The sequence below is a fragment of the Actinobacillus ureae ATCC 25976 genome (assembly GCF_000188255.1).
Classification (GTDB): Bacteria; Pseudomonadota; Gammaproteobacteria; order Enterobacterales; family Pasteurellaceae; genus Actinobacillus; species Actinobacillus ureae.
Window position 1 is genome coordinate 443,447 of sequence record NZ_GL831081.1, and the last position, 12,752, is coordinate 456,198.

The 12,752-nt window shown below is 40.4% G+C and carries 7 protein-coding genes and 4 pseudogenes; 10 read left to right on the forward strand and 1 reads right to left on the reverse strand.

The features are described from left to right. Positions 1 to 34: 34 nt before the first annotated feature. From HMPREF0027_RS12835 to cysI, 10 genes and pseudogenes are all read left to right on the forward strand, one after another. Positions 35 to 1,066: pseudogene (locus HMPREF0027_RS12835) on the forward strand (ATP-binding cassette domain-containing protein); the annotation flags it as partial. A 3-nt stretch (positions 1,067 to 1,069) separates the two neighbouring features. Further along, on the forward strand, positions 1,070 to 2,197 hold the full coding sequence (locus tag HMPREF0027_RS09975) for a sugar ABC transporter permease (protein WP_005624872.1): 1,128 nt from the start codon (positions 1,070 to 1,072) through the stop codon (positions 2,195 to 2,197). Positions 2,198 to 2,461: 264 nt separating this feature from the next. Next, positions 2,462 to 3,907, forward strand: a pseudogene (locus HMPREF0027_RS12030) (MFS transporter). Positions 3,908 to 3,932: 25 nt separating this feature from the next. Then, complete coding sequence (locus HMPREF0027_RS12950; RefSeq protein ID WP_005624878.1) at positions 3,933 to 4,163, forward strand: family 43 glycosylhydrolase; 231 nt, start codon at positions 3,933 to 3,935, stop codon at positions 4,161 to 4,163. Further along, positions 4,150 to 4,683, forward strand: coding sequence for an aldo/keto reductase (locus HMPREF0027_RS12955; RefSeq protein WP_276324251.1), 534 nt, complete (start codon positions 4,150 to 4,152; stop codon positions 4,681 to 4,683). Before HMPREF0027_RS12950 ends, HMPREF0027_RS12955 begins: the two co-directional genes overlap by 14 nt. A 180-nt stretch (positions 4,684 to 4,863) precedes the next feature. Beyond that, positions 4,864 to 5,581: pseudogene (locus HMPREF0027_RS09995) on the forward strand (AraC family transcriptional regulator). Between the two features lie 4 nt (positions 5,582 to 5,585). Next, positions 5,586 to 7,607, forward strand: a complete 2,022-nt coding sequence (locus HMPREF0027_RS10000) for a M13 family metallopeptidase (RefSeq protein ID WP_005624885.1) — start codon at positions 5,586 to 5,588, stop codon at positions 7,605 to 7,607. Positions 7,608 to 7,681: 74 nt separating this feature from the next. Next, positions 7,682 to 7,896 (forward strand): annotated as a pseudogene (locus HMPREF0027_RS10005) (zinc ribbon domain-containing protein). A 283-nt stretch (positions 7,897 to 8,179) separates the two neighbouring features. Continuing rightward, positions 8,180 to 9,988: an assimilatory sulfite reductase (NADPH) flavoprotein subunit gene (locus HMPREF0027_RS10010; RefSeq protein ID WP_005624886.1), complete on the forward strand. Its 1,809-nt coding sequence runs from the start codon at positions 8,180 to 8,182 to the stop codon at positions 9,986 to 9,988. A gap of 19 nt (positions 9,989 to 10,007) precedes the next feature. Continuing rightward, entirely contained in the window at positions 10,008 to 11,774 is a 1,767-nt protein-coding gene (cysI, locus tag HMPREF0027_RS10015) for an assimilatory sulfite reductase (NADPH) hemoprotein subunit (RefSeq protein WP_005624887.1), read from the forward strand. Between the two features lie 148 nt (positions 11,775 to 11,922). Here the strand turns inward: cysI and HMPREF0027_RS10020 are convergent, their stop codons facing one another. Then, the gene (locus tag HMPREF0027_RS10020) at positions 11,923 to 12,690 is read right to left on the reverse strand and encodes a glycosyltransferase family 8 protein (RefSeq protein ID WP_005624888.1); all 768 of its coding nucleotides are present in this window, start codon (positions 12,688 to 12,690) and stop codon (positions 11,923 to 11,925) included. Positions 12,691 to 12,752: the final 62 nt, after the last annotated feature.

A 12,752-nucleotide genomic window follows, 5' to 3' on the forward strand; every position in this document is an offset into this window, starting at 1 on the left:
GGAGGTTTAGTCCAACTTTTGGGGGGCAGATCATAAACAAGTGCGCTTATTAATTTTAGACGAACCAACTGCATCTTTGACTGAAACCGAAACGGCAATTTTGCTCAATCTTATCAAAGACTTACAAGCACATAATATTGCGTGCGTCTATATTTCGCACAAACTGAATGAAGTCAAAGCGATTTCAGACAATTTCTGCGTGATTCGTGATGGCGAATATATCGGTACTCGCCCAGCAAAAGGAATGAGTGAAGATGACATTATCACTATGATGGTAAGTCGTGAAATTACCTCTCTTTACCCACACGAGCCACACGACATTGGAGAAGAAATTTTACGAGTGGAAAATATCACCGCTTGGCATCCAACCAATACACATATCAAGCGGGTAGATAATGCCAGTTTTTCGCTAAAACGAGGTGAAATCCTTGGTGTGGCAGGCTTGGTAGGTTCAGGTCGAACTGAAATGGCACAATGTATTTTCGGTTCGTATTTAGGAAAATACCAAGGTGATATTTATGTAGAAGGGCAAAAAGGCCAAATCAAAAATTGTGCTCAGGCGATTGAGAAAAATATTGTAATGGTGCCGGAAGATCGTAAAAAACACGGAATTGTGCCGATTATGGGTGTCGGTAAAAACATCACATTAGCCGCATTACTGTTTCGGTAAAAAAGTAATTAATGAACCGTTAGAAGAAACCATTATCAACCAATCTATCGCCAAACTTACGGTGAAAACTTCGTCACCGGAGCTTGCCATAGGGCGTTTAAGCGGCGGTAACCAACAAAAAGCAATCCTAGCGAAATGCTTGTTGCTCAATCCTAAAATTCTGATTTTAGATGAACCGACCCGAGGCATTGACGTTGGGGCAAAATACGAAATCTACAAACTCATCAATCAACTTGCCCAACAGGGCATGACTGTGATTGTTATCTCATCAGAATTACCGGAAGTGCTGGGTATCAGTGATCGTGTGCTTGTCATGCACCAGGCAAAATCAAAGCGGATTTAATCAATCATAATTTAACCCAAGAACAAGTGATGGAAGCCGCCCTCAAGGAGTAACCTATGAACAAGTTAAAATCAATTAATTTACAAGTTTATATTATGTTGATTGCCATTGTCGTGATTATGGCATTCTTCTCTGTTGCCACTGACGGGGCTTATGTAAGTGCGAGAAATATCTCTAACTTACTCAGCCAAACTTCTACCACGGGGATTCTCGCTATTGGTATGGTGTTTGTGATTATCTCGGCAGAAATTGATTTATCAGTCGGTTCGATGATGGACTTACTCGGCGGATTTGTCGCAATTACTAATGTTTGGTGGGGCTGGTCGCTTTCCGTCACTATCATTGTTACCCTTGCACTCGGTTTATTATTAGGTGCTTGGAACGGTTGGTGGGTTGCTTACCAAAAAGTACCATCTTTCATTGTCACGCTCGCCGGTATGCTTGCTTTCCGTGGCGTACTTATCGGCTTAACCAACGGTACAACCGTTTCCCCAATCAGCCAAGATATGACTGTAATTGGTCAAGGTTATCTTCCTGATACGGTGGGGATGATTTTAGGCACAATCGGTATGCTCCTATTCATCGCTTGGGGCAGTTACCAACGTAAAGCACGTCAAAATCTTAATTTAAATGTGCCGGCCATGGGTAAAGAAACGATGAAATACGGCTTAGTAGCAATTGTAGTACTTGGCGCAATTTATCTACTTAACGACTACCGTGGCGTACCATTCCCAGTATTATTACTCGCTTTACTCACAATTGCCAGTACATTTATCGCACGCAAAACCGCATTCGGTCGCCATATCTATGCGATTGGCGGCAATATTGATGCTGCCCGTTTATCCGGGATTGCGGTTGAGAAAGTGAAATTAATGATTTTTGTAATCAACGGCTTATTAGTCGGTATCGCCGGTTTGATTTTAAGTTCTCGTTTAGGTGCAGGTGCGCCGTCAGCCGGACAAAATGCCGAACTTGATGCAATTGCAGCTTGTGTCATCGGCGGTGCAAGTTTAGCCGGTGGTATCGGCTCTATCTATGGTGTAGTGATCGGTGCTTTCATTATCGCTTTACTCGACAACGGTATGAGTATGTTAGACGTTCCAACTTTCTGGCAATACATTGTAAAAGGAGCCATCTTATTGCTTGCAGTCTGGGAGGATAGTATGAGTAAGAAAAAAGCCTAATTTGGTTACACAACAAGCGGTCAAATCCTTGCAAAATTTTGCAGAAATATGACCGCTTATCATAAATAGTTTTCAAAAAGCATATCTTTTTAAAGAGATATGCTTTTTTTTATATCCTATTGATTTACTTATTTTTTTATTGTTTTGTGGCAGAGATCACAAAAGCGAAAAAAACGTAATGCATAAAAAAGAATGATAATTGAAGTACAAATTTTTTACTTGAAAATAAGCTTGTCAATTTAACCAAAAGGAGTTCATATGAACATGGCAACTGATAAAAGTAACAAGTTTGCTAAACTCAGCACCTTTGAGCGTATTGCGTATGGCAGTGGTGATTTAGCACAAAATTTAGTTTTTGGTACGGTTGGCGGTTTCTTACTGACTTACCTTACAACGGTAAACGGTATTTCTGCCGCAGCAGGTGCAACAATCTTCTTAATTGTGAAATGGAGTAATGTGTTTTGGGATCCTTGGGTGGGGGCATTTATTGATAAAAGCAAACCGACCAAACAAGGTAAATATCGTCCTTATTTACTGAAATTCGGTATCCCACTTGTTATTTTGGCCTCCTTACTTTTCTTACCGCTTGAATCTGTCCGTGGTTCAGTGATTTATGCTTTCCTTTCTTATTTTGCCACTGCGATGATTTATTCTTTTGTGAATATTCCTTACGGCTCGCTTTCCGCTTCTTTAACCCGTGATACGGAAGAAATTGCCAAACTCACCACAACCCGTATGACCATGGCAAATATTGCCAATTTATTGGTTTATACCTTATTTCCTCTTTTTGTCCAATTACTTGCTCCTCATGCGGAACTTAAAAATACCGGCTTTTTCGGTATCGAATTGCAATTAGGCGATTATATGTCGGCAGCGGCAGGTCCAGCATAGTTTAAAGTCTATGCGGTTTATATGGTGGTTGGTTTTGCAGCATTAATGTTCTCTTATGCAGGAATCAAAGAACGCATTATTCCAACTGAAGAAGAAACTCAAAAAGTAAAATATTCCGACCTTATCATTGAATTAAAACGTAACCGTCCACTACAAATTCTTGGTCTGTTCTTTTTAATCGGTTTTACTTTTATGTTTTTCGGGAATACCGTGTGGCCGTTCTACTTAAAATATAACATTGGTCATTCCGAATGGATTGCTTCTATCGGGTTATTAGGTTCAATTCCGGGTATTTTCCTAGTGTTCCTATGGCCTAAATTGCGCCGTAGTATCGGTAAAAAGAATTTCTTCCACTTATTCCTCGGTATTTTTGTATTAGGGCAACTCTGCTTATGGGTATGGCAATTTGACGCTTTTAAAGATTCGCCGACTCTTGGTTATATCGGTCGTTTCTTACAACAATGGGGCTTAACTTCTGCAACCGGTTTTATGTGGGCGGTAGTGCCAGAAGTAATTACCTTCGGTGAATTCAAATCGAAAAAACGTGTGGCAGGGATTATCAATGCGTTAATGGGCTTGTTCTTCAAAATCGGCTTGGCGTTAGGCGGTATTATCCCTAGCTATATTAATGCAGTTTATGGTTTTGACGGTTCGTTAGCTGTACAAACTGGCGATGCATTATCCGGTATTAATATTTCAATGATTTGGGCGCCGATTGCATTAGCGATTGTGGCAAGTTTAGTGATGAGTCGTTATTCACTCAGCGATACTGATATTGATCACATTAATGAAAAAATTACCGCTTATTCTAAAAAATAATCCGATTTAATAATAGGAGTCTATTATGCAAATTCAAAATCCAATTCTACCGGGCTTTAACCCAGACCCGTCAATTGTGCGAGTAGAAGATACTTATTATATTGCCTCTTCAACTTTTGAATGGTTCCCCGGTGTACGAATTCACGCTTCTAAAGATCTTGTGTACTGGAACTTAATCAAGAATGTGTTGGATACGACAACCTTATTAGATATGAAAGGTAATCCATCTTCGGGGGGGGGGGATTTGGGCACCTGATCTTTCCTACGCTGATGGGCAATTTTGGTTAGTTTATACCGATGTGAAAGTGGTGGACGGTGCTTTCAAAGACATGACCAATTACTTAACGACGGCGAAAGATATTCAAGGCCCGTGGTCTGCACCGATTAAACTCAATGGTGTTGGTTTTGATGCCTCACTGTTCAAAGATGTCGGTATCATCGCTCGAGTACCACTTGCTAGTGGTTTACTAACAGGCAGATATAATGCCAAAACTACCTTTGGCAAAGACGATCATCGCACCTTCAATCGCAATGGCGAAGCGTTTGATAAGGGCGAAACCTTCTCCGGTGTAGATTATCAACTCGGTTTACAAGCCGCTGATGAATTAAAAGCCTTGTTTGGCAAGGAAGATCTGATTCCTTACGCCTTGCGTTGGGTACTAATGCACGAAGCGGTGAGTACGGTTATCCTCGGTACAAGCAAAGTATCGCAACTGATTGCAAATGCGGCGGTAGACTCTTTCCCTGATTTAACTGATGCACAAATGCAGAAGTAGCTGAAATTTATAACCGACTAATCCGTCCAAGTGTTCATTCACTTTGGTAGCGTATCTTCCAAACCTCACATATCTTGCAATGTGAGGTTTGCAAAATTTCATTGAAATATGACCGCTTGTCATTCCCCTTTTGCGCATAAAAGTGATTTATTTTATAGTAACGCTTCAAAGGAGGGACGAATGTCAGATAAAAACTTCAAAATTGCACTGCTCTTTAATGCAAATAAAATTTATGATCGCCGAGTTATCGAAGGTATCGGGCAATATATTCAAGCCTCCCAATGTACTTGGAATATCTTTATGCAAGATGATTTCACCTATCATAAAAAAGATATTGAAGGTTTATTAATTGACGGTATTATTGCTGATTTTGATGACCTAGAAACGGCGACATTATTAGGCGAATTAAATATCCCAGTCACTGCGGTTGGCGGTTCATATAAAAATGAAACGTTTTATCCAAAAGTACCTTATGTCGCAACCGACAATTACGCACTGGTTGAAATGGCGTTTTTGCATTTAAAACAAAAAGGTATTAATCAGTTCGCGTTTTACGGCATTCCAAGATCCGTTTGTGATTCAAGCAATGCACTATATTCATCATAATGCCTGCAAAGGAATTAAAACTGAGCAAGTTCTCGACCATTTAAGAATTTCACGTTCTAATTTAGAACAACGTTTTAAAAACGAATTGAATAAGACAATTCACTAAGTGATTCATGAAGAAAAACTGAATCGTGCAAAATATATGCTACAATTTACTAATATTTCGATCCAAGAAATTTCAGAAATTTGCGGTTATCCCTCTTTACCCTATTTCTATTCGGTATTTAAAAAGGAATATTTAGATACCCCAAAAGCATTTAGACAATCCCACCACAAAATTTTAGTTGAGTAAGGTTATGGCAAAAAAATTTTTATTAAGTCTGGCAACCCTTTCGCTTGGATTAGCCGGTTGTACAACATATCAATCTACCCTAACGGAAGGTGTCGATAACACCGTTGCGCCGCAACAAGATTTTTATCGCTTTGTAAATGGTAAATGGCTTGCAAAAGCGCAAATTCCAGCGGACAGAACCTCATGGGGAACATTAGCGGAATTAAACGAATTGAATGAACAGCGTTCGATTAAATTCTTACAAGCGGTTATTTCCGAGCCGAAATTTGCAAATGATGAGAAAGCCCAACGTTTAAAAGCGGTATATGAAACCTATACGGACTTAAATGCGCGTGAGCAAGCGGGGCTTACTCCAATTGCAAAAGATATTGAGAAAATCAAACAGCTCAATACATTTGCCGATTTAAAACGCTATTTGATTGAAGAAACCAAAGCCGGTAACGAAGTGTTATTCGGCTGGTCGGTATTCGCTCACTTAAAAAACTCCCGCCAAAACGGTGTCTACTTAAGCAATGTGGATTTAGGTTTAAGTAACGATTATTTCCAAAAAGATACGCCGGAAAACCGCGCCACCTTAAAACTTTATCAAGATTATATCGAACAGGTTTTAGGTTATGCGAACGTAACAAACCCAGCGGCGAAGGCTAAAGCGATTGTTGCTTACGAAAAAGCGATTGCGAAAACATTATTTACCAATGAAGAAGAGCGTGACATCCAAAAACGCTACAACCCAACCAATATGGCACAGCTGAAAAAACTGAGTAAAAACATTGATCTAGCTCAGTATTTGAAGGCGGTTGGTGTGGAAACCGATGAGGTAATTTTATATGAGCCTCGTTATTTCAAAGCATTGGATCAGCTTATCAATCCGCAAAACTTAGCGGTAATTAAAGACTACTTATTATTCCGCACCTTGTCGGACAACGCCCCTTACTTGAACAAAGAAATGGATGATGTTCGTTTTGAGTTTTACGGCAAAAAATTAGTGGGTCAGAAACAACAACGTCCGTTAGAAAAACGTGCGTTAGCCACGATAAATAGCCTGCTTGGACAAGAATTTGCACAGTTTTATGTGGCGGAATTCTTCCCGCAATCGGCAAAAAATGATGTACTGGAAATGGCGAAATATTTAGTTAAAGCCTATCATCATCGTATTGATAACTTAGCTTGGATGTCGGCGGAAACCAAACAAAAAGCGAAAGCTAAATTAGATAAGTTTATTGTCGAAGTTGGTTATCCGAACAAATGGCGAGATTACAGCAACTTAACCCTTAAAACCGTGGCGCAAGGCGGTACGCTCTACGCCAATATGCAACAAATTGCCAAATGGGGCTACGACTATAACCTAGCTAAAGTCGGCAAACCGGTCGATGTAAATGAATGGGGAATGCTGCCGCAAGTGGTCAATGCTTCCTACAGCCCGTTAATGAACCGGATTGTGTTCCCAGCTGGCATTTTACAAGCACCACTTTATAGCCAACAGGCAGATCCGGCGGTCAATTTCGGGGCAATCGGGGCGATTATCGGCCATGAAATCACCCATGGCTTTGATGATAGCGGTTCAAAATTTGACGGGGAAGGTAATCTAAAAGATTGGTGGACGGCAGACGATCGCAAAAAATTCGAAGCTTTGGCAGATAAATTAGTCGCACAATTTGATCAGTTTGAAGTTGCGCCGAAAGTATTTGTCAACGGGCGTTTCACCTTGGGTGAAAATATTGCCGATTTAGGAGGTTTGAGTATCGCTTACGATGCGTTGAAATTGTATGAGCAAGATCATGGTATCAGCCCAACGATTGAAAACTTCACCAGTGATCAACGCTTCTTTATGAGCTGGACACGTTCATGGCGTCATAAAGCGACCGTGCAAGCGCTTACTCACCAAGTGAAAAGCGATCCGCACGCACCGGGCCAATTCCGTGCTTATGCACCGGTATTGAATATCAGCGGTTTCCATCGTGCATTCGGAACCAAAGCTGGCGATAAGATGTATCGCAATGAGGCGGAACGTATTCGTATTTGGTAATTACAAGCGGTCGGATTTTGGCAAAATTTTGCAAAAAGTCAGCGAAATTCGACCGCTTGTTTTAAGGAACTGTTATGGCATTACAACGTTGCCCCGAATGTCGGCACAAAATTAGGAAAGTGTTATCGCTTGCCCGCATTGCGGTTTTTCATTTAAAGAGGCGGACTTAGCTGTTTATCGGGAAAAATTGGAACAACGCCGCTTACATAATCAAGCGATCAATCGTCAAAATGCAAAAGTACAATTGTTTTGGTTATGCGTCTTTGCGTTTGTTATCACGATTGCTTAGCTGCTCAATTAATTGCAGGGCATAACTTATGTCCTGTTTTTCTACTTACAATTTATTCACGCTAATACATAGCAAAATCTTTTCTCATATTTCGAAAACGTATAAAAACACCAAATTTTTTCCCATAGTCACCTGTAATTCATTTATAAACTTTGATCTAATCCCATATTTTAAATTTGATATTCCATTACGCTCTAAACTATGCCCTGCTAGTATTTTTAAGAATAATAAAATCGCTCTATAAATACGCCATTGAAGTATTTTTTAAACGTGGGGATTTTATATGAGCGTTGAGAATAAAGGCGAATTACCTTTATCCGCTGAAACCATACAAGTTTTGGCAAATTTAGATCACTTACAACTGGCATGGCTATCTGGATACGCTTGGGCGAAGGCTCAAGGCGCAAATAGTATTAGCGAAAATTTTGCAAAAAATCCGTCAAATTTAACCGCTTTGGTGCCAGCAGAACCGCTTAAAGTGACGGTACTTTCCGCTTCACAAACCGGCAATGCTAAATCCGTTGCCGATAAACTTGCCGAACGCTTAACCGCTGAAGGGATAAATGTGACTCGCACTTCATTAAAAGACTATAAGGCAAAAAATATTGCCGATGAGCAGATCGTCTTATTAGTCACCTCAACGCAGGGCGAAGGCGAAGCACCGGAAGAAGGTGTGCTGTTATTAAAACTACTCAATGGTAAAAAAGCGCCGAAATTAGACCGCTTGCAATTTGCTGTATTAGGTTTAGGCGATTCCTCTTATCCGAACTTCTGCCAAGCCGGTAAAGATTTCGATCAACGTTTTCACGATTTAGGCGCAACACGTTTATTCGAACGTGTCGATGCAGATTTAGACTTCCAGGCCACCGCTGATCAGTGGATCAACGATATTGTCGACATTATCAAAACCAAAAACAGCGAAAGCACTGCGGTTAATTCAGTAGCAGATACTCAACCTCAATTAGCGACTAAGCAATCAAAATACAGCAAAGAGAATCCTTTTCCGGCGACCTTAATTACTAACCAGCGTATCACGGCTAGCAATGCGGAAAAAGACGTGCGCCATTTAGAATTTGATTTAAGCGGTTCCGATTTAAGTTACCAATCCGGTGATGTACTGGGCGTGTACTTTGAAAACGATCCGGCATTAGTTAATGAAATTCTAACCGCTCTTGGCTTATCTGCAGAAGAACAGGTGACTTTGCAAGATAAAAGCTTACCGCTAACCACCGCTTTACAAACGCAATTTGAACTTACGCAGAACACAACAGCATTTGTTAAAGCCTACGCAATATTTGCTCATCACGCAGAATTAGATGCGATTGTGGCGGATAACGAACAATTGCAAAATTTTGTGCAAAATACACCGCTTGTTGATGTCATCAATAGTTATCCGGCGGTCCTCTCAGCAGATCAGTTGCTTGCCTTACTGCGTCCACTAACCCCTCGTTTATATTCGATTTCCTCCGCACAAGCCGAGGTCGGTGAAGAAGTACATCTTAGTGTCAGTGTGGTTCGTTATGAATATAACGGCAAAACACGTGCCGGTGGTGCATCAAGTTATTTAGCTGATCGTGTTGAAGAAGACGGACAAGTACGGATCTTTGTTGAACACAATGACAACTTCAAATTGCCGCAAGATTCCTCAAAACCGATCATTATGATCGGTTCCGGTACCGGTATCGCGCCGTTCAGATCCTTTGTACAACAACGTGCCGCCGATGAAGCGGAAGGTAAAAACTGGCTGATTTTCGGTAATCAACATTTCGCCTCCGATTTCCTCTATCAAACCGAATGGCAACAATTTGCTAAAGACGGCTTCCTGCATAAATACAGTTTTGCATGGTCGAGAGATCAGGAGCAAAAAATTTATGTACAAGACAAAATCCGTGAAGAAGCCGAGACATTATGGCAATGGCTACAACAAGGTGCTTATCTCTATGTATGTGGCGATGCCAGCCGTATGGCAAAAGATGTTAATCAAGCCTTATTGGATGTCATTGCTCAACAAGGCAATCTCACCGCAGACGAGGCGGAAGAATATTTAGATAATTTACGTGAAGAAAAGCGTTATCAGCGTGATGTGTATTAAATTTTGGGAGTGATGAACAATGACAGACAAAAAACAAACCGGATTAGAATGGCAAGAAAAACCGTTATCTGACAATGAACGCTTAAAAACCGACAGTAATTTCTTACGTGGCACAATTTTAGATGATTTAAAAGACGGTTTAACCGGCGGTTTCAAAGGTGATAATTTCCAACTGATTCGCTTTCACGGTATATATGAACAAGATGACCGAGATATTCGTGCCGAGCGTTTAGAAGAGAAACTTGAGCCGTTAAAATTTATGTTACTTCGCTGCCGTTTGCCCGGCGGTATTATCAAACCTTATCAATGGATTGAGATTGATAAATTTGCTCGTGAACATACCCGCTATCAATCGATTCGTTTAACCAATCGCCAAACGTTCCAATATCACGGCGTACCAAAAGGCAAATTACAGCCGATGCACCGTTTGCTACATAGCATCGGTTTGGATTCGATTGCGACCGCTGCTGATATGAACCGTAATGTGCTTTGTACTTCAAACCCGATTGAAAGCGAATTACACCAACAAGCCTACGAGTTTGCAAAAAAAATCTCTGAACATTTATTGCCTCGTTCTCGTGGTTATTTAGATGTTTGGGTCGATGGCAAAAAAGTCAAAAGCTCGGATGATTTACTCAAAATTGAAGATGAACCGATTCTCGGTAAAACCTATCTTCCTCGTAAATTTAAAACCGCTGTTGCTATTCCACCGCTTAACGATGTGGATGTGTATGCCAACGATTTAAACTTTATTGCGATTCAAGATGGGAACGGGCAGCTATGCGGCTTTAACGTATTAGTTGGTGGTGGATTATCCTTCGAACACGGTAATACCAAAACTTATCCGAATGTCGCTTATTCACTCGGTTTTGTACCATTAGAGCATACGCTTGCCGCCGCCGAAGGTGTGGTAAAAACCCAACGCGACTTCGGTAACCGCTCCAACCGTAAAAATGCACGTGTGCGTTATACCGTACAAAATATGACACTAGACGGCTTTATAGCGGAAGTGGAACGTTGTATGAATATCAAATTCGAACCGACACGTCCGTCTGAATTCACCGAACGAGGCGATCGTATCGGCTGGGTTAAAGGCATTGATAATAACTGGCACTTAACCTTATTCATTGAAAGTGGTCGTATTACCGATAAACCTGAAAAACCTTTAATGACAGGCGTGCTAGAACTCGCTAAAGCACATAAAGGCGATTTTCGTATCACTGCCAATCAAAATCTGATCGTAGCGAATGTTGCGGAACAAGATAAAGCACAGATTGAAGCAATTGCTCGCCAATACGGATTAATCCAAGAAATTTCAAAATTGCGTGAGAATGCGATGTCTTGCGTATCCTTGCCGACTTGTCCATTGGCAATGGCGGAAGCAGAACGGGTATTACCGGATTTTATTAGCGAACTCGATAAAGTGCTAAGTAAACATCATGTTACTGATGAAAGCATTATTACCCGTATCACCGGCTGCCCAAATGGCTGCGGACGGGCAATGTTAGCGGAGATCGGCTTAGTCGGTAAAGCGATTGGACGTTATAACCTACATATCGGCGGCGATCGTGCAGGTTTGCGTATTCCTCGCTTGTATAAAGAAAATATTACTTTACCGGAAATCGTGAATGAAATTGACCAATTAGTCGCCCGTTGGGCAACTGAGCGTCAAGCCAACGAAGCTTTCGGTGATTTTGTTATTCGCGCTAATATTATTGCCCCAGTTGTCAATGCTCACATTGATTTCTGGGACGCAACGAAAATTATTCCAACAGCTATAATCTAAACCTAGTGGTATACACACCACCTTGCGGTTAATCTGTAAAGTAGGGCAAATTAACCGTTTTTATTCTTAACGTTTATTCTGTAAGATAACGAATTAATTCAGCCCATTCTAAACGATGGAAAAACCAATAGCGTTGTTCAATATCCAATTAATTTTCACAGCCAGCAACCCAAGGTTTATAAGCACAATTATAGTGAATCACTAACGGCTGATGCTCACCGATATCCATAATTTCAGAATACAGCTCAAAATGATTGAGCTGCTTTAAGTAGTAATAATCACCAAATTGATAATTATACTTTCGATGCAAAGGTAACCAAGTATGCATAAATAGCATATTTAAAATATCTTGATCGCCTAAATCACCACCTTGACGATTATATTGTTCAACAGTTGCCATCAGCTTTTGTTGCAAGTCCGGAATTTCTCGCCATCTTTTATTATTGAGTAATAACACGCCAGAATTAAAGTAAGGATAGCAGTCCAATATCGAATACTTAAAATAACGGCTGCTCAGAATATAATCTTCAACAGCGCCCAGCATATAATCGCTAATATCGTGATCATACAGTTCTCTTAAGGAACCGTTCACAATAATATCACTATCTAAATACAGCACCTTATCTGCTTGGATAATTTGTGGAATCAAACAGCGGTAGAAGCTAATATCGCTCACATGGGCAATCGTTTTCAATTGTTGGAAGAAATCCGCTTGAACCGATACGTTAGTGATTTCACTGTGGAAATAAGCAAGATATTGATTTAAAGATTTAAACCACTCATTAGAATAATCTTTATTGATTAAATAGAAGTGAACGTTTGTATCATAGAAACAAATTGATTTGATTAAGGTAATCACTTGTTCGGCATATTTAGGATCGGCTGATAATACAATATGCATCTGCTGGTAAGACATAATATTTCCACTCAAAAATAGAAGTTAATAAATATGATAGCATAAAATCGTATCCCCAATCA